The 18872-nt window shown below is 49.8% G+C and carries 13 protein-coding genes; 12 read left to right on the forward strand and 1 reads right to left on the reverse strand.

What is annotated here, in order from left to right; all coding sequences use genetic code 11:
• Positions 1-6 precede the first annotated feature (6 nt).
• The 11 genes from pseI to DW835_RS10820 are packed head-to-tail and all read left to right on the forward strand — an operon-like array spanning position 7 to position 13788.
• Positions 7-1080 (forward strand): pseudaminic acid synthase, encoded by a 1074-nt coding sequence (gene pseI / locus DW835_RS10770; RefSeq protein WP_022312221.1) that lies wholly within the window; start codon positions 7-9, stop codon positions 1078-1080.
• Between the two features lie 9 nt (positions 1081-1089).
• Complete coding sequence (gene pseG / locus DW835_RS10775; RefSeq protein WP_118731091.1) at positions 1090-2139, forward strand: UDP-2,4-diacetamido-2,4,6-trideoxy-beta-L-altropyranose hydrolase; 1050 nt, start codon at positions 1090-1092, stop codon at positions 2137-2139.
• Between the two features lie 20 nt (positions 2140-2159).
• A complete protein-coding gene (locus tag DW835_RS10780) occupies positions 2160-3008 on the forward strand; it encodes an SGNH/GDSL hydrolase family protein (RefSeq protein ID WP_118731092.1) in 849 nt (282 codons plus the stop codon).
• Between the two features lie 7 nt (positions 3009-3015).
• Positions 3016-4572 carry a glucosyltransferase domain-containing protein gene (locus DW835_RS10785; RefSeq protein WP_118731093.1) on the forward strand — a complete coding sequence of 519 codons (1557 nt, stop codon included), beginning with the start codon at positions 3016-3018 and terminating at the stop codon, positions 4570-4572.
• A 3-nt stretch (positions 4573-4575) separates the two neighbouring features.
• On the forward strand, positions 4576-5544 hold the full coding sequence (locus DW835_RS10790) for a glycosyltransferase family 2 protein (protein ID WP_022312217.1): 969 nt from the start codon (positions 4576-4578) through the stop codon (positions 5542-5544).
• Between the two features lie 25 nt (positions 5545-5569).
• Positions 5570-6721: a dTDP-4-amino-4,6-dideoxygalactose transaminase gene (gene rffA, locus DW835_RS10795; RefSeq protein ID WP_118502351.1), complete on the forward strand. Its 1152-nt coding sequence runs from the start codon at positions 5570-5572 to the stop codon at positions 6719-6721.
• A gap of 1 nt (position 6722) precedes the next feature.
• Complete coding sequence (locus DW835_RS10800; protein ID WP_118731094.1) at positions 6723-8192, forward strand: hypothetical protein; 1470 nt, start codon at positions 6723-6725, stop codon at positions 8190-8192.
• A 37-nt stretch (positions 8193-8229) separates the two neighbouring features.
• Positions 8230-10101, forward strand: a complete 1872-nt coding sequence (locus tag DW835_RS10805) for a DUF6044 family protein (RefSeq protein WP_118731095.1) — start codon at positions 8230-8232, stop codon at positions 10099-10101.
• Positions 10094-11896, forward strand: a complete 1803-nt coding sequence (locus DW835_RS10810; RefSeq protein ID WP_207665426.1) for a hypothetical protein — start codon at positions 10094-10096, stop codon at positions 11894-11896. Before DW835_RS10805 ends, DW835_RS10810 begins: the two co-directional genes overlap by 8 nt.
• 38 nt (positions 11897-11934) lie before the next feature.
• A complete protein-coding gene (locus DW835_RS10815) occupies positions 11935-13002 on the forward strand; it encodes a DUF6077 domain-containing protein (RefSeq protein WP_118537922.1) in 1068 nt (355 codons plus the stop codon).
• 18 nt (positions 13003-13020) lie between these two features.
• Positions 13021-13788 carry a hypothetical protein gene (locus DW835_RS10820; protein ID WP_022312211.1) on the forward strand — a complete coding sequence of 256 codons (768 nt, stop codon included), beginning with the start codon at positions 13021-13023 and terminating at the stop codon, positions 13786-13788.
• A gap of 74 nt (positions 13789-13862) precedes the next feature.
• Here DW835_RS10820 and DW835_RS10825 read toward each other — a convergent pair whose 3' ends face one another.
• Entirely contained in the window at positions 13863-15089 is a 1227-nt protein-coding gene (locus DW835_RS10825) for an SGNH/GDSL hydrolase family protein (RefSeq protein WP_022312210.1), read from the reverse strand.
• Positions 15090-15296: 207 nt separating this feature from the next.
• Here DW835_RS10825 and DW835_RS10830 point away from each other — a divergent pair, with 207 nt between their 5' ends.
• Positions 15297-18599 carry a GH25 family lysozyme gene (locus DW835_RS10830; RefSeq protein ID WP_118731097.1) on the forward strand — a complete coding sequence of 1101 codons (3303 nt, stop codon included), beginning with the start codon at positions 15297-15299 and terminating at the stop codon, positions 18597-18599.
• The last annotated feature ends 273 nt before the right edge of the window (positions 18600-18872 follow it).

Genomic DNA, 18872 nt, shown 5'->3' on the forward strand with positions numbered 1-18872 from the left:
ACTATTATGAACAAAGAGATCATGATCGGGAATCATAAAATCAGTGAAGATTCTCCCACTTTTGTAATTGCAGAGATGTCTGCGAATCATCTGATGGATTTTGACAGAGCAGTGGCTATCATGCAGGCGGCAAAGGATGCCGGTGCGGATGCCATTAAAATACAGACTTACACCCCGGATACCATCACACTGGACTGTGATGATCCCTGCTTCCAGATCACACAGGGAACCATCTGGGACGGAACCACACTGCACAAGTTGTATGAGACCGCCTATACTCCCTGGGAGTGGCAGCCAAAGCTGAAAAAGATCGCAGAGGAGATGGGACTGGTATTCTTTTCTTCTCCCTTTGATCTGACCAGCATTGATTTTCTGGAAGAGATGGAGGTACCGGTATACAAGGTGGCATCCTTCGAGATTAACGACATTCCTTTCATCCGCAAGATCGCCCGTACCGGCAAGCCGATTATCATGTCTACCGGAATTGCCTATCTGGCGGATATCGAGCTGGCACTGCGTACCTGTAAGGAAGAGGGCAACGAGAATGTGATCCTGTTGAAATGTACCTCCGCTTATCCGGCACCCTATGAGGATATTAATCTGAAGACGATTCCTTCCATGAAGGAAGTCTTTGACTGTGTGGTAGGTCTTTCTGATCATACCATGGGCTGTGCCGTGGCCGGTGCCGGCGTGGCGCTGGGAGCCAAGGTGGTGGAGAAACATCTGACACTGCGCAGAGCAGACGGCGGTGCGGATGCGGCATTCTCCATGGAACCGGAAGAATTCAAAGAGATGGTGGATCACATCCGCATGATCGAGAAAGCAGTAGGAAAGGTGACCTACGATCTGACACCGAAGCAGAAAAAGAGCAGAGAACATTCCCGTTCTCTGTTCGTGGCACAGGATATGAAGGCCGGGGATGTGTTTACTCCGGAGAATCTGCGGTCTGTGAGACCTTCCTGCGGACTGCATACCAGATATTATGAGGAACTGTTGGGCAAACGGATCACCAGAGATGCCAGGCTGGGAACCCCTATGGACTGGTCTCTTGTGGATTTCACAGAGAAGGAACAGCAGTAAGGAGCGGAAATGTATTATTTTCGTGCGGACGGCAGTGCTGTTACGGGGGCAGGGCATCTGATGCGTTGCCTCACGGTGGCACAGGAATTACAAAAAAGAATAGAGCATCCGGAAGAACTCTGCTTTTTGTGCGCAGAGCAGGCATCTGCGGAACTGCTGCAGAGCTGGAATATGCCAGTGAAGATCCTGGGGACGGATCCTGCCGATCTGGAAGGTGAGCTTCCGGCATTGGAACGACTGATACAGGGAAGCGGGCATGTTTTTCTGGTGGACAGCTATGCGGTGACGGATGCTTATTTGCAGGCATTGCACCGGTTTGGCAGGGTGTATCTGCTGGATGATATGCAGCAGCACGCATTTCCGGTGGACGGTGTGATCAATTACAATCTGTTTGCCTCCCCGGAAAAGTATCGGGAACTGTATGGCACTCATGCCGGACAGTATCTCGGAGCTGCTTATGTGCCGGTGCGGCAGCAGTTCTGTGAGGCGGCAGCACAGTATATTTTGCAGGATGATGTAACGGATATCCTGATCACCACCGGTGGCGGAGACAAAGACAACATTGCGGGAGAAATCCTGCGGGAACTGTGTGAGCACAGTCTGGCGGGAAAAAATATAAGGTATCATCTGGTGGTGGGAAGGTTTAATCCGAACCGGGAAAAATTGGAGCAATATGCATCGGAGCAAAACAACGTGGTTCTGCATTGCAATGTGAAAGACATGGCGGGACTGATGACGGCCTGTCAGCTGGCGGTGACTGCCGGTGGAACGACAATCTATGAATTGTCAGTTCTGGGAGTGCCTTTTGTCTGTTTTTCTTACGCAGAGAACCAGGAAGGGCTGACGGAATGGCTGGGAAAGCAGAAAAAAGCCGGATATGCCGGAAAATGGCATCACGCCCCGGAAGAGACAAGAAAAGCTATCGGCAGTTGGTGTCGGAATGCCTGTGAGAACAGGGAATTGCGGCAGAGAACCTATGAAGCGGAGAGAACTCTGATCGACGGGCAGGGGGCTGCCCGGATCGCAGAGATCCTGCGGACGGCGGGAGTGGAAGAATAGAAGGATAATATCTGAGGTTTATGAAGAAAAACAGTAGCCGGAAGAGGAAAATTTTATATAGTGTGACAGCGGCTGTTTTGTTCGTGCTGCTTTTGGTACTGTTTTTCCCGGGAGACCGTGAATATCAGAGGATTCCTTACGATGTGGTGTTTCTGGGAGACAGTGTATATGGTCTGTGCCGGGATGAGACATCCATCGCAGCAAAGCTTCAGGAGAAGACAGGTTTAAAATGCTACAACGGTGGGCTGGGAGGAACGGTCCTTGGCAGAGCGGATGCGGAGAGAAGACTGGGATATACCAAGGATTCCATTTCTGCGGCCGGACTGGTACGTTCCTTTGTGGTGAAGGATTTCGGTGTCCAGAGGACCGTGCACATCCGAGAAGCAGCCACGGATTATTTTGAGGATACTTTGGGAGATCTGGGACAGATCGATTTTGACCAGGTGAAGATCCTGTTTATCGGTTCCGGACTGAATGATTATCACTCCGGCACTCCCATCGAATCCACGGCAGATCCATATGATGAATATACCTACTGTGGAGCTATCCGCAGTATTGTGAAGGAACTGCGGGAAGCCTATCCGGAGCTGCGCATTATCTTCATCACCCCACCCTATACCTGGTATACGGATCCGGAACTGACCTGTGAGGAATATGATCTGGGCGGTGGTGTGCTGGAGGATTATGTCAATGCGGAGATCGGGCTGTGTGAGGCTTTGAATGTAGAAGTCATAGACATCTATCATGACTATTATCCACATGACACCTGGGATGATCTGTATCTCTATACCGATGACGGCCTGCATCCCAATGAGGCCGGCAGAGAGAAGATCGCACAGACGATCGCGGAAAGACTAAATAAGGAGTGACAGACGGATGAAGACCCCGTGGGATTTTTTTCAATCTAGTAGAACAAAAATAAAAAATACATGGAAGATCGCCTTTCTCTCAGCGTTTGTACTGGGGATTCTGATCCATCTGCCGGTGATGCTTTCGGATATTCCGAATCATGACGGCCTGAGCAGTATGTATTTTGATCAGAATATGATCACTTCCGGACGATGGTTTCTGTCTGTGGCATGCGGCTTTTCTTCGTATTTTACCATTCCGTGGATCATTGGTCTGATCGGTCTGCTCTGGCTGGCGCTGGCGGCGGTGGCATTGACGGAACTGCTGGAACTTGCAGACCCGTTGGTAATCATGGCAGTGAGCGGATTGCTGATTTCTTTTCCGGCACTGGCATCCACTTTTGCCTATGTGTTTACCATGGATGGTTATATGATGGCACTGTTCCTCGCAATTCTGGCAGTGCTTTTTACGAAAAAACAGAAAAAAGGCTGGCTGGCCGGGGCGGTATGTCTTGCGTTCAGTATGGGGATCTATCAGGCATATCTGCCCTTTGCCATTCTGCTGTGCGTATATGTGATCCTGCTCTTTTTTATGGAAGAGAAGGGCTGGAAGACGAAAGCGTTCTATGTACTTCGTTACCTGGGCATGGGAGTTGCCGGAGCTGCATTGTATTACGTGATCCTGCAGATTCTGTTGAAATTACAGGGAAAGGTGCTGGATACCTATCAGGGGATCAATTCCATGGAGCAGGGAGGTTCCGGTCTGGGGCTGTTTGCAACGATCCGGGGAATGTATGTTGATTTTCTGGCATTTACGGTGCATGGAAATGTGCTGGTGAACAATATTTTCTCTTTTACGGCCTGTGCGGCACTGGTGCTTCTGGTGGCTTATCTGCTGGTGAGAAGCATGCTGCGAAGAAAATGGTGGAAGAATCCGGCATTTTTCGTTATAATAATTCTGTTGGCGGCGGGACTTCCGCTTTTGACCAATGTGATTCTGGTGATTTCTCCGAATCTGACCTATCATTTGCTGATGCGGTATCAGTGGGTATTATATCTGATCCTGATGCTGGCATTTGTGGAAAGATATACGTCGGAGGACGGGAAAACAGATATCGGGATCCAGTGGGTGGCATTACTGGCGGCCGGAATCCTGGTATTCAATTATGGAGTATCGGATAATATCGGATATTCCAATCTGGAGAAAAAATACGAGAAGACCTATGCGTACTGTGTACGTCTGCTGGACAGGATCGAGCAGACGGAAGGGTACTATCAGGGAATTCCCATTGCATTGGTGGGTGTCATCGGGTATGATGAATTCCCCACTACGGATATTACCGGAAAAGTCACGGACGGTATGATCGGTCTCAGCGGAGACTATCTGATCTATAAGGGAGCGGATTATCAGGCATTTATGCAGAACTATCTGGGTGCAACCCTGAATTTTCTGGATCCGGATACCGTGGGTGAGATTTATATGACGCAGGAATACATTGACATGGATACTTTTCCGGGAGCGAATTCCACCAAGGTTGTGGATGGAATCCTGTATGTCAAGACCGAGAACTGCGGAAGGGATTAGAGGATGTCATTATTATCGATTGTTTTACCGGCATATAACGAAGAACAGAATATTGCCAATACCGCAAAAGTACTGGGGGAACTGCTGGAACAGCACGGGATCGATTATGAGCTGGTATTTATCAGTGATGGTTCGAAGGACGGAACCTTTGAACGTATTAAGGAAGAATCGGCCAAGAATCCGAGAGTACGGGGAGCGGAGTTTTCCCGGAATTTCGGAAAGGAAGCCGGAATTTTTGCAGGCCTGGAGCTGACTACGGGGGATGCGGTGATCGTTATGGACTGTGATCTGCAGCATCCGCCTGAGGTGATTCCACAGATGTGGGAAAAATGGCAGCAGGGTGCCGAGATCGTGGAAGGTATCAAGGCCGACCGCGGTAAGGAGAGTCTGGGATATAAGTTGTCTGCCGGACTTTTTTACAAGATCATGAGCAAACTGATCAAGATGGACATGAATGCTTCTTCCGATTTCAAACTTCTGGACAGAAAAGTAGTACAGGTCCTGTTGGAACTGCCGGAACGCAATACCTTTTTCCGGGCGTTGACCTTCTGGGCAGGGTTCCGTACGGAGACTGTGGAATATGAAGTACAGGAGCGGAAATACGGACAGAGCAAGTGGTCCTTCTGGAGTCTGATGAAATATGCCATTACCAATGCCACTTCCTTCAGCACACTGCCATTGCAGCTGGTGACGATCATGGGCGGGGTATCCATCCTGTTCAGTGTGATCCTGGCGATTCAGACCCTGGTGCGCTATCTGATGGGAACGGCGGTGGAAGGTTTTACCACGGTGATCCTGCTGATCCTCATTATTGGCGGATTTATTATGTTAAGCCTTGGTGTGATTGGCCATTATATTGCCAGAATCTATGAAGAAGTCAAGGGAAGACCGAAATATATTATCAGTCATGTGACGGAAAATGTGCCTGGGACAGCCGTAGGAAGCTGGAAGCGGGAACATAGAGAAAGCTAAAAGACAGTAGAAAAGAGGATGTGTTATGAGAGAGATTGATATTAAGTTTAACGTACCGCCTTATGTGGATAAAGCAGCAGATTACATTCAGGAATGTGTAAAAAATCAGAAGATCTGCGGAGATGGAGAATATACGAAAAAATGTAATGCCTGGATCGAGGAGAGGACCGGAGCCGGAAAATGTCTGCTGACGACCTCCTGCACCCATGCGACAGAACTGGCAGCACTTTTGTGTAACATTCAGCCCGGGGACGAAGTGATCATGCCTGCTTACACCTTCGTATCCACCGCAGATGCCTTTGTACTGCGCGGTGCGGTTCCTGTGTTCGTGGATATCCGCCCGGATACCATGAACATTGACGAGACACTGATCGAGGATGCCATCACGGAGAAGACGAAAGCCATCGTTCCGGTGCATTATGCCGGTGTGGCCTGCGAGATGGACACCATTATGGACATCGCAAAAAGACATAACTTAAAGGTAGTAGAGGATGCCGCACAGGGTGTGCTGGCATTTTACAAGGGAAAAGCACTGGGAACCATCGGTGACTTCGGTGCCTACAGCTTCCATGAGACCAAAAACTACAGCATGGGTGAGGGCGGAGCACTGCTGATCCGTGATAAGAAGGATGTGGAAGAAGCGGAGATCATGAGGGAGAAGGGAACCAACCGCAGCAAGTTCTTCCGGGGCCAGATTGATAAATATACCTGGGTAAATTACGGATCTTCCTATCTTCCCAGTGATATGAATGCGGCTTATCTCTATGCACAGCTGGAGATCGCTGATGAGATCAATGAGGCAAGACTTGCCTGTTGGAACCGCTATTATGAGCAGCTGCTTCCCTTAAAGAAAGCGGGAAAGATCGACCTGCCCACCGTACCGGAAGGCTGTGTGCATAATGCGCATATGTTCTACATCAAGGCAAGAGATCTGGAACAGAGAACAAGATTTATCAGCTATATGAAGGAGAACGGTGTGCTTACGGTATTCCATTATATCCCGCTGCATACTTCTCCCGCAGGACAGAAGTTCGGCCGGTTCCACGGCGAGGACCGTTATACTACCAGAGAGAGCGAGCGCCTGGTAAGACTTCCCATGTACTATGGGCTGACACTGGATCAGGTGGATTTCATCTGTGGACTGGTGAAAAACTTTTTTGAATTAGAGGAGCAGTAACATGCAAAAAATTGGCAGAGCGTCTGCACAGGTTGCAGGCAGATTTCTGTTCCTGGGTGTCTCCGTGCAGATTCTTCTGGGAATCTGCTGGGGCGTCAGATCCTTTGGAATTTTTCCGGAATTCGGTGATAGCTACACATGGCTGAAAGCGTCAGAGACACTTGTGTGTGATGACTACATGGGGATCGGCTACCCTCTTTTTCTGATGCTTGTAAAAGGGATAGAATCCATAAGTTCTATCCCTTATACTTTTTTTGTATATACGGTACAGATCCTGATTGCATTTTATGCCGGTGTAGTATTTTTACGGGCATGCGGAGTGACAGGGAAAAAGATATTTTTGTGCTGGGGAAGCCTGGCGCTTCTGACCTTTCCCTGTGCCATGCAAAGTCATCTGGCCGTATTGCCGAATTCTCCGGGATATTCCTTTTTACTGCTGGAACTGTCGGCGGTGATCCGGATCCTGCGGCAGGATGCTGTGGCGGAGGATGGTGAGACGACAGCGCCGGCCAGACCGTTACATGGTCTGTTCGAAGCCGGAATCTGGTGGGCGCTCAGTACACTGTGTGTGGTGGAGAATCTGTATCTGGGGCTGGTACCGCTTATGGTTCTGTGGCTGATACATCTGTGGCAGCTGCGGAGCAGAAAGACGGAGAAAAAGAGAGTAGGCCGGGAACTTTTGCTCCTTCTGGCAATGGCGGGAATTTTATTCACGCTGGTGCCCATGTGGCAGACACCGGGCAGCTACGGGAAGGCGGAGAATACGGTGAGCGCCGCCATGATGCGCCGGTTCAGCTGGACGCATATGAGAGAGGAAGAAGAATACGATGAATGGCCGGAACAGCTGCGTACCTGGATGACCTGGAAAGAGATGAGGAATGCCGGGTATTATGCGGGAACCATGGAGTCCGGCATACAAAAGACGCTGGAGGATCGTTTCGGCAAGGCGGAAGCACAGAAGATATTCAGAGAGTATGCCGAGTATCATCTGAAGACGTATACTTCAGACAATATCCATCAGATCGCCTGGGATTGCCTCGGATATGCCATGCCTACGGTACTGTTGCAGCTGCTGTTGGACGGCAGGGGATATGACTCCTTCTCTGGCAGAAATGTAGACATTATGATGACGGGAGATCCAAGGCTGACAGAGCTTTTGCTAAAATACAGCAGCTGGTGGTTCCTGTCGGGAATCGCTGTTGTGGTCGTGAGCGGCATGATATGCGGGATCATTGCCATGCTCCGACAGAAAAAAGAAAAAACAGTACCGGACAGAAGCCTGTTCTGGAAGATCTCAGGAGTCTGTGTGATCACTGCGGCAGGCATGATCCTGTGGTATACCATGCGGGATGCCGGATGCCTGGATTACAAGAACGGATTGCTGCCGGGTTCTCTGTGGCTTGTGGGAATGATCCTCTGGACCGATAGGACCATAAGCGCCGGAGATACAGAAGACAACCCGGAGAAATAATAGAGTTGTGACAGCAGAAACGTGGGAAGGAGGAACCATGACGAAGATGACAACAAAAGTGAAAACGCAGAAATCAGAAAAAGTCTGGTTCTTTCTGGGAGCGTTGGCAGTATTTTTTATGGGAGTTCCGTATCTTGTATTAGGGAAGGACTCTGTGTTCGTGTATCACGATCAGCTGGACGGTGAAGTGATCGCCTATCTTCTGCAGGCAAGACATCTGTGGGATGGCAGCGGTGTATTGCCGGAATTCATGAACGGTGCAGCAAAAACAGCGCTTACCATGCCGGCCCCCGCCTGTGTGCTGTTATACCGGTGGCTGCCTGCGGAACTGGCACTGGCTTGTATGCAGGTGGCTGGCAGCTTTGCCGGATATCTGGGAATGTTCTGCCTGCTTGGATGGGCCGGAGAAACATCGGAAACACTGCGGAGAAGAAAAGGACTTGTCGGTTTCATAGCCATGCTGACCGGATGTATGTATGCGTATCTGCCGTTTTTGCCGGTGTACGGGCTGTCCCAGTATGGATTGCCGCTGTTAATGTATTGTGTACTGCGACTGGGGGAAAAGGACAGACCGAAGAATTTTCGGATTCTCTGTTATTTTTATGTACTGCTTTTCGGATGTAATTCTTCCCTGGTGTTATCCGGTTTTGCTGTGCTGGGAATCTGGGCGGTATGGGAGATCGTCACACTGGTGGACAAAAGGAAACAGTTCTCCGCCGGACAGGCTGCAGCCTGGGGGATTTTGCTGCTTACGTATATCGTCGAGAACGGTTCGTTACTGCTTCAGCTGTCAGGAGGACAGGGAGAAGAGATTTCTCACAAATCGGAATATCTGCTCAGCCCGGTGGACTTTTTCAGTCAGTTGAAAACAAACCTCCTGCAGGGAGGACAGCACAGTGTGGATTATCATGGACTGATCCTCGTGGTGCTGTTGATGACAACAGTTGTTTTATTTTTCCTAAATCGGGCAACGAAGAAGGACATAGCGGATAAAAAGAATGTACCTGAGGGCGGAGAAAAACGGTTATGGAAAGCCGTGGGCCTGTCACTGGCCGTTATTGCAGGCTTTGCGGCAGTGGCCGCACTGTGGGACAGCAGTATCGGAATCGCTATCCGTTCCAGTCTGGGTGCTCTGAAGGGCTTTCAGGCCAACAGAGTCCTGTGGCTGAGTCCCTGCCTGTGGTATTTTATTCTGGGGTGCAGCCTGTTATTGCTGACGGAACAGCTCCCGGAAAGAGACACAGGAGCGGAGAAAACAGGGAACGGACGCAGGAACGGTGTGATCCCGGGGATCATCGTAATGGCCGCAATGCTTCTTACCGTGGCAACAGCCGGGAAGATTTTGCTGGAGAGCAATCTGAAGCCCAATCTGCAAAAACTGGTGAACCGGAATTATGCAGCCATGAGCTTCCGGGATTATTATGCCGTGGATGTGCTGGATCAGGTACAGGAGTACCTGCGGGAGAATACCGGGGAAGAACCACAGGATTACCGGGTCGTAAGTCTGGGGATCGATCCCGCTGCGGCATTGTATCATGGATTTTACTGTCTGGACGGCTATTCAAATAACTATTCTCTGGAGTACAAGCACCGTTTCCGGGAGATCATTGCACCGGAGCTGGACAAGAGTGAATATCTGGAAGACAGCTTTGACCATTGGGGGAATCGTTGCTATTTGTTCAGCGCGGAATGCCCCGGCTATTATACGATCGAAAAAGGCGGCTTTTATTTTCAGGACTATACGATCGATGCGGAAAGTCTGAGGCAGTTGGGCGGAAGCTATCTGTTGTCGGCAGCCTATATCGATCACAGTGAGGATACCGGTCTGGAACTGATGAGGCCGGAGGCCTTTGAGACAGAGAACAGCTATTACCGCATTTATCTCTATCGGGTAATGGATAATGAATAATAACGGAGATGGGAAGATTCCTATGATTGGACAGGAAAAACGGGATAAATGGAAAAAAAACCTGCCGGAACTGCTGGCAGTTATATTGTGCCTGGTATTGATGGGTGCGGGAGTCAGCCGGAAGGAAGGCTATCACATGGACGAACTTCTGAGCTTTGAACTGGCAAATGCCAGGTATAATCCCTGGATCGTACCTACCCAGCCGGAAGGGCGTCTGGCCAAATTCGTGAACGAGGAGATCGAGGGGGACAGTGCGGGAGAGGTTCTGGAGAATCTGAAAAATACAGTAACAGATGTGCTTAGGAACCGGGGAAACAGTAAGCTGTTGTCTTATAAAGCAGATGTCTATGAGGAACCGGTCTGGATCACGGACCGGCAGTTTCAGGATTATGTTACGGTGGATCAGAAAGATGCCTTTGATTACCTGTCGGTTTATTTTAATGTAAAAGATGACAATCATCCGCCGGTACATTTTATGCTGCTGCATACCATGAGTTCTGTCTTTCGGGGAACATTGTCACCGTGGCTTGGATGCAGCATCAATCTGGTCTGTCTGGGAATTACATTGTGGCTTTTACTGCGGCTGGGGAGACAGCTGGCAGATGTGTTTTCCCTGGAAGGAAAGGGAAGACAGCTGGGGATCCTGGCGGTGCTGCTCTATGGAATGAGTACCGGAGCACTGGCTACGGTGCTGCTGATCCGTATGTATGGGCTGCTTTCCTGTCTGTGTGTCGCCCTGTTTTCCGTCCATGTGGAAAAATGGAAGAATAACGGGTTTGACAAGAAAAACAAGGGCCTTATCGCTATTACGGTGCTGGGTTTCCTGACACAGTATTTTTTCCTGTTTTACTGCCTTCTGCTGGCGGCGGTTACCGCAGTGATCCTGCTGTACCGGCACAGGAACAAAGAATTATGGTGCTATATCCGGTCCATGGTGATCGCTGCAGTGATCGGACTGGTATTGTTCCCTTTTGCAATTTCGGATGTGTTCTCCAGCGGAAGAGGGACGGAAGCTCTCGGCAATCTGGCCTCCGGATTTGCCGGTTATGGACAGAGACTGGCTGCATTTGGCAGAATTCTGGCGGATCGGACAGTGGGAGCGCCTCTTCTGACCGGCGGATGTGCCGCCGGAGCGATCCTGCTTCTGGGAAAGCTGTATCTGAGCTTCCGGGCCGGGAAACAGGAACAGAAAGGTGAAAATTCCGGAAGAGATGCGGCCTGGATGCTGATGGTGCCGGTGACCGGATATTTTCTGCTGGCATCCCGCATGTCACCGTATCTGGTGGACCGCTATATTATGCCGTTGTTTCCGTTTGTGGCATTGCTGCTTGCTTTGCTATTGTGTCTCCTTGGAAAAAAACTGACAGAGATCTCCGGATGGAAAGAACAGATCATGGGAGGCATGCTGGTGCTGTTGCTCGTGGTGGTACAGGGGCTGCGGCTTGCGGCCTATGATGGGGAATACCTCTATCAGGGATATGCCAGTCAGGAAGCATTGGCGGAAGAATATGAGGAGTTCCCATGCATCTGCGTTTATGCGGGAGTGGGCTATTATCAGAACCTGCCGGAATTTATGCATTACACCAAAACTTTGCTGGTAACGGCAGAGGAACTGAAGGAACGTAAGGATACGGAATCCGTGGAGGCACTGGACCGGGTGATCGTATTGATTAAACCGGGTGTGGATAAAGAAGCAACAGTGTCTGTGCTCCGGGATAAGTATGGTTATACGTCGGAGGAACTTCTGCTTTCGGAAGGCGTGCACGGAGATATGATATATATGTTTTCCAGATAAGGAATGAAATGATAAGAAGACAGAAATGAGGTTGAAACATGATCGCAGTTCGTTTGCTGTGGCTTGCCGTTCTGCTGGTAGCGATACCGGCATGGGTGGGAAATTGTTTTTTAAATGTGGATAAACCCTGTAGAAATCCGGTATTTCTGTGGATTAGTGGTCAGATGCTGCTATGGGCGGGATTTCAGGTGATCTGTGTGCCGGTGATCCTGTTGGAAGGCCGTATGTGGATGGTGACCGTAGCTTATTGCGGCTACATCCTGGTGCTGCTGGCAGCGGCAACGGTCCGGTATTTCCGGCAGTCCCGTACTCTGCGGGCAGTCCGGGAAGCAAAGCCGGAGAAAGCAGAGATTATTTTGTGGGTGCTGGCTGGTGTGCTTTTGCTGGTGCAGCTGGTATTGGCAGTGCTGATGGTCTACGGTGATGGTGACGATGCCTATTATGTGGCAATCTCCGCAGCGGCAGAGGAATCCGGCAGGATGTATCAGAAGATCCCTTATACGGGAATGCATACGGAACTGGATGTGAGACACGGGCTGGCACCTTTTCCTATCTGGATCGCATGGCTGGCCCAGATGACCGGCATCACTACGGTGATCGTGGCGAAGACTCTGGTGCCGGTCGCTCTGATCTCCATGACTTACGGAGTATTCTATCTTCTGGGAAGCAGGGTATTATTCGCAGGAGAGGGCGCATACCGGAAGAAATGGGCGTTGCCTGCATTTTTACTCTGTACGGAAGTGCTGGTGCTTTTCGGAGATTATTCTTATTATACTGTAGAGAATTTTATGATTGCCAGGAGCAGACAGGGGAAGGCTGCATTGGGAAGTATCCTGATCCCCATGATATTTTTCCTGCTGCTGACACTGCTTCGAAAAATACAGGAAGAACAGAAGATCACTGTCGGTTTCTGGGTGCTGTTGGGATCTGTGATGACGGCCTGCTGTCTGGCCAGTACCATGGGAGCATTGCTGGCATGCATGCTGGTGGGAACGGCCGGGCTCTGTGGTGCGGTCAGTTACAGAAAATGGAAACTCATACTGCCATTGATCGGCTGTTGTATTCCCTGCATTGTGTATGCCGGAATGTATTTGCTGTTGGGATGATAGGACCGGAGGAGAAGAATGGATGCTTTAAAGCTGTTTCAGGAATATATGGGGACCGGACTGATCGTTCTGTGGTTCCTGGTGAGTCTGCTGTATCTGTGGCTCACAGAGAAAAGAAAATATATCCGGGTGATGTTTCTTTATGTGCCGTTAGTATTGCTGCTTGTCTTTTTTAATCCGCTGGTGGCGAAGATCGTCTCTCAGATGGCGGATGGGGAAATCTATTACCGGATCCTGTGGTTGTTGCCTGTGACACCGGTGATTGCTTTCGGTACGGTGCAGCTTTGTGGAAAACTCGCCGGTAGAAAAAGATATGTGGGGATAACGTTGGCTATTGTGCTGTTTACGATATCCGGCAGTCTGATCTACAGGAATCCCAATTTTCAGAAGGCGGAAAATGCGTATCATGTACCCCAGAGCGTTGTGGATATCTGTGATACCATTGAGGTTCCGGGCAGAGAAGTCATGGCGGCATTCCCGGGAGAACTGCTGCAGTATGTGAGACAGTATTCCAATGTGATTTGTATGCCCTACGGCAGGGACATTATGGTGAGCAAGTGGACGGTGCAGAATGATCTTTATGATGTTATGGAGCAGGAGGTCATTGATGCACAGGAGCTGGCAGAACTGGCCAGAGAAGAGGCCTGCGCCTATGTGATCCTGTCGGAAGATAAAAAACTGGTGGGGAAGATGCAGGATCAGGAATTTGAAGAATTCGGAAGAATGCACGGATATGTGATCTACAAAGATTCCACAGTGGATCTGTATTACTTTATGAAGGAATGAGATTTCAGGGAAAAACAAGTGGCTCCCGGAGCAGCAAAGTAACTGGCTGCTTCGGGAGCCTTTTTTGACCGGAATTATTTTTCCTGGGATGCATAATCCTTGGAATAGTAATTCAGGAAGTATTCAAAACGTTTGGCGATGAGCTTACGTCCTTTTACATTCAGGTGCAGATTGTCGACAAGATATTCATCGGCATTGTCTTCGGTAATGCTGCCGTACAGGTTATCCATGAAGGATACGCTGTGGATATTGGCGGAGTAACATTCCTTGATCACATAAGTGGATAAGACATCACGGCCGTTGTAAATATACATATCGGAGCTTACATAGTCGCCGTTCTCATCCACAGCATATGCATAGGTCGGAGACATGACGATAATGCGGATCTGGGGGTAATAGTTCTGCAATACTTCAATGCTGGCCTCCAGATTGCCGGTAAACTGCGTGGGATCCGTGGGATTCTCATCACTGTACATGGCATTGCCGGACAGATAATCGGTAGCATCATACATAATGGCAACGGTGTCGATCGTGTTGAAATCCAGAGTTTTCAGTGTGTTGATTACTTCCTCTGCTTCGGCCGGTGTCTTGTCGCCCAGAGCATTGGCTGCATCGGTGTAGTAGCCATCCAGAGGAACCCCAACGGCCAGGTTCACCAGCCAGTAGAGACAGTAAGCATCCATGGGGGCAACGGTGGGGTCGTAGTTTAACTGCTGTGCAGCAAGGTAACTTCCGCTGATGGAACAGTTATAAACGGTGGTATCGGTCTCTTTGGCGATCAGATTGGCCAGATTGTCGGAAGAGTCCCTGTCATCTGCGAAGGGAGCATTTCCGAAGACAACGATATTGGAAGCATCATTAATGATCATCTGACCGTTTTCGTCGGTCAGGGGAAGGATGGAATCCCAACTGTCGTCGTAGGAACCCTGTCCGTCCTTGAAGATGTCGGACTGGCTGATCCTCTGTCCCCAGTGTGTGACGCGGTATCCTACCACGCCGACAACAATAAGAAGCACGAGAGCAAACAGTACGTGAAAATTCAGAAAGCGCCGGATACCGGCAGGGGCCGCAGACTCTTCGCCCTCAGGGATTTCTTCATCGGCATCTACGTAAAGGTCTTCTATGTCGTCATCGGAATCGGTATGGAAATTGTGCACAGAACCGGAACGAGTATTCCCGGAATGGAAATTACCAGAATCTGTGTCTTGCATTGTGTCGTTTTCCAGATCTACAATCTCAATATCCGGCATGTCATTCACAGAAGATGCGTGGATATTATGGTTGTTATTGTTTCGTTTCATGTATTCTCTCCGTTTCAGGTAATTCAATAATGTAGTGGTAAAAAGAGTTATATTGATTTTACTATTATACGAAAAGAAAGTCCATAATATTAGAAAGATTTAAGAAATTCTGAAGAAATGGGTGAATGCCTTGATGTGGGGAAAATACAATGCTATAATGTTACGGAATTGTTACACCGAGAATTATGAGCAGAAGGGATAGATCAGATGAAAAAATTATTTAACCATACAAAACGTCCGGACCGTAACTGGGAAGAAGACGTACAGGATGGTTACGATTGGGACGAGGAAGAATATACCGGAGAAGACGACGGCGAGGAATACTATGCCGATGAGGAAGAGTACACCGGAGAAGAAGACGGCGAAGAGTACTATGCTGATGAGGAAGAGTACACCGGAGAAGAAGACGGTGAGGAGTACTATGCCGATGAGGAAGAGCACACCGGAGAAGAAGACGGTGAGGAGTACTATGCCGATGAGGAAGAGTACACCGGAGAAGAAGACGGTGAGGAGTACTATGCCGATGAGGAAGAGTACACCGGAGAAGAAGACGGTGAGGAGTACTATGCCGATGAGGAAGAGTACACCGGAGAAGAAGACGGTGAGGAGTACTATGCCGATGAGGAAGAGTACACCGGAGAAGAAGACGGTGAGGAGTACTATGCCGATGAGGAAGAGTACACCGGAGAAGAAGACGGTGAGGAGTACTATGCCGATGAGGAAGAGTACACCGGAGAAGAAGACGGTGAGGAGTACTATGCCGATGAGGAAGAGTACACCGGAGAAGAAGACGGTGAGGAGTACTATGCCGATGAGGAAGAGTACACCGGAGAAGAAGACGGTGAGGAGTACTATGCCGATGAGGAAGAGTACACCGGAGAAGAAGACGGTGAGGAGTACTATGCCGATGAGGAAGAGTACACCGGAGAAGAAGACGGTGAGGAGTACTATGCCGATGAGGAAGAGTACACCGGAGAAGAAGACGGTGAGGAGTACTATGCCGATGAGGAAGAGTACACCGGAGAAGAAGACGGTGAGGAGTACTATGCCGATGAGGAAGAGTACACCGGAGAAGAAGACGGTGAGGAGTACTATGCCGATGAGGAAGAGTACACCGGAGAAGAAGACGGTGAGGAGTACTATGCCGATGAGGAAGAGTACACCGGAGAAGAAGACGGTGAGGAGTACTATGCCGATGACGTGGAGTACATCGAAGAGAGTGACGATGAAGAGTATTATGCCGACGAGGATTACGAGGAAGAGCCGGCTCCCACGGGCAGGAGAAAGACCGGGGGCAAAAAGCAGGGCGGAATTGCTGTAATCTGGGCAAAATTCCTGAACCTGAGTACCATGGACCGGATCATGGCAGCTACCGGAGTGGCGGTACTGATTCTGGCTATCGTGACCGGAAGTGTCTATGCCAGTGCCCGGGCAGTGGATGGACAGGTATCGGAGTTCGTCAGCGTGGGAACACAGCTGGACGGCATCCAGATGATCGGTGAGCAGGGACTTCTGGCAGTGGCAGACGCACAGATGGCAAAGATCGCGGCAGCCAATGCGGTAGAAGAAGATCCGGAAGAACAGAAGGAATATGAAGAGGCAGAGTACACCAACGGCGGTACGGTAGAACTGGAGCTGGTCTCTGTACAGAAGGATCTGAAGATCAAATTCAACAATAAAAAGACCGGCAAGCTGATCTCCAACGTACCCTTCAGCGTAACCATCACAGATCCCAACGGCAAGACCGAGACCTGGACTGATGACGATATGGACGGTATTATCTATAAAAAGGGTATTACGCCGGGGAATTATTCCGTAGCGGTAAACGCACTGACGGATGATAAATACAAGGACTATGTTCTGCCGACAGCAGCACAGAAAGTAGAAGTAAAGAAAGATATCGCCTATAAAAAGGTCGATGTCTCCAATGAGATCAAGAAAGAATCTGAGATCAATGCTGCAAAAGAGGATACACAGATCAAGGATACTACTGTAGAGTCCACACTGCAGGATACTGTGCAGTGGGTGGCAAGTACCGCAACTGCCAATACTTATAAAGAAGTATCCAAGGATACCATTACCAATCCGGAGACCGTAACGGTGGCTTACAGCGGTAAGTTCCTGCGGATGGCAGAAGTGTCTCCTACAGCAGGACCTACAGCAGAACCAACAGCGGAACCGACAGCAGAACCTACAAAAGAACCGACAGTATCCCCGACTGCAGAGCCCACAGTGGCTCCGACAGTAACCCCGACTGCAGAGCCCACAGTGGCTCCGACAGTAACCCCGACGGCAACAGCAACTCCTACAGCGGCCCCTACGGCAACCCCGACAGCTGCCCCTACGGCAACTCCTACAGCGACCCCTACGGCAACCCCTACAGCGACTCCGGCGGCGACAATTACTCTGGATAAAACGGCAGTGACGACTTATCCGAAGGCAACGGATACAGTTACCGCAAAAGTCAGCGGAAGTGGAACCGTAAGTGCGGCTTCCAGTGATACCGGTATAGCAACTGTGGCTGTAAGCGGCAAGACCATTACTATCACCGGCGTGAAAGCGGGAAGTGCTACGGTAACGGTAACGTATACAGAAGGCAGCAACAAGGTGGAAGCCAAGTGCACAGTAACAGTAAAGGCTTCCAATGCGAGAGAAGATAAAACTACCAAGCTGAAAGACAAGAGCGGTGTACAGCTGTATGTACAGGATGGTGACAGCTATCGTGAAGCAGTCTATGCGGATTACTTTACTGCCTCTAAGTTCTTTATCAAAGGTGATGTGAAATACACCGGATGGCAGACACTGGACGGAAAGCTTTATTTCTTTACAGCGGATGGCAACAAGGTTACCGGAGAACAGGTCATTCAGGGCGCAAAATACAATTTTGCCAGTGACGGATCTCTGGTAGTTGGTTCCGGCACCATGGGAATCGATGTGTCCAAGTGGAATGGAAAAATTGACTGGAACGCCGTGAAGAATTCCGGTGTCAGCTACGTGATCATCCGTGTGGGTTATCGCGGTTCCTCTCAGGGAGCACTGATCGATGATCCTACCTTCAAGACCAACATCAAGGGAGCTACGGCAGCAGGACTGAAAGTGGGTGTATACTTCTTTACCCAGGCAGTGGATGAGGTCGAGGCAGTACAGGAAGCCTCCATGGTACTGGATCGTATCAGCGGTTACAAGATTTCCTATCCGGTATTCCTGGATGTGGAAGGAAGCGGCGGAAGAGGTGATAAGATCGATTCCGCTACCAGAACGGCAGTATGTAAGGCATTCTGCAATACCATTCAGAATGCAGGATACACCGCAGGTGTGTATGCCAACAAGACCTGGCTCAGCCAGAAGATGGATGCAAGTGCACTGAGTGGCTACAAGATCTGGCTGGCCCAGTATGCAGCAGCACCCACCTACACCGGACGCTATGATCTGTGGCAATACAAATCCACAGGAAAAGTCAGCGGCATCAGCGGCAATGTGGATCTGAACTTAAGCTACCTGGGATATTAAGATTTGCAATAAAGCCCAGACCGACTGCTTGCAGGCGAGGCTGGGACTTTATTAGCAAATCAAACACACATGAGCATGTAGGACGATAGTCCGGAATGCGAATGTGTGTCACGGATCCGAGAGCACGAAGTGCGGAGGAGCCGAGTTAATACCCAGAGCTGCGAATGCCAATAGTCCGGAATGCGAATGTGTGTCACGGATCCGAGAGCACGAAGTGCGGAGGAGCCGTGTTGATATCCTGCTTGTTTTATGGTAAAATACCCCTATCTATAA

The sequence above is a fragment of the Clostridium sp. AM34-9AC genome (assembly GCF_003480225.1).
Lineage (GTDB): Bacteria > Bacillota > Clostridia > Lachnospirales > Lachnospiraceae > Acetatifactor > Acetatifactor acetigignens.

Bases quoted from the DNA above. Each gene is read 5' to 3' on its own strand.
- pseI (WP_022312221.1), top strand. From the start codon at position 7: ATGAACAAAGAGATCATGATCGGGAATCATAAAATCAGTGAAGATTCT.
- pseG (WP_118731091.1), top strand. From the start codon at position 1,090: ATGTATTATTTTCGTGCGGACGGCAGTGCTGTTACGGGGGCAGGGCAT.
- DW835_RS10780 (WP_118731092.1), top strand. From the start codon at position 2,160: ATGAAGAAAAACAGTAGCCGGAAGAGGAAAATTTTATATAGTGTGACA.
- DW835_RS10785 (WP_118731093.1), top strand. From the start codon at position 3,016: ATGAAGACCCCGTGGGATTTTTTTCAATCTAGTAGAACAAAAATAAAA.
- DW835_RS10790 (WP_022312217.1), top strand. From the start codon at position 4,576: ATGTCATTATTATCGATTGTTTTACCGGCATATAACGAAGAACAGAAT.
- rffA (WP_118502351.1), top strand. From the start codon at position 5,570: ATGAGAGAGATTGATATTAAGTTTAACGTACCGCCTTATGTGGATAAA.
- DW835_RS10800 (WP_118731094.1), top strand. From the start codon at position 6,723: ATGCAAAAAATTGGCAGAGCGTCTGCACAGGTTGCAGGCAGATTTCTG.
- DW835_RS10805 (WP_118731095.1), top strand. From the start codon at position 8,230: ATGACGAAGATGACAACAAAAGTGAAAACGCAGAAATCAGAAAAAGTC.
- DW835_RS10810 (WP_207665426.1), top strand. From the start codon at position 10,094: ATGAATAATAACGGAGATGGGAAGATTCCTATGATTGGACAGGAAAAA.
- DW835_RS10815 (WP_118537922.1), top strand. From the start codon at position 11,935: ATGATCGCAGTTCGTTTGCTGTGGCTTGCCGTTCTGCTGGTAGCGATA.
- DW835_RS10820 (WP_022312211.1), top strand. From the start codon at position 13,021: ATGGATGCTTTAAAGCTGTTTCAGGAATATATGGGGACCGGACTGATC.
- DW835_RS10825 (WP_022312210.1), bottom strand. From the start codon at position 15,089: ATGAAACGAAACAATAACAACCATAATATCCACGCATCTTCTGTGAAT.
- DW835_RS10830 (WP_118731097.1), top strand. From the start codon at position 15,297: ATGAAAAAATTATTTAACCATACAAAACGTCCGGACCGTAACTGGGAA.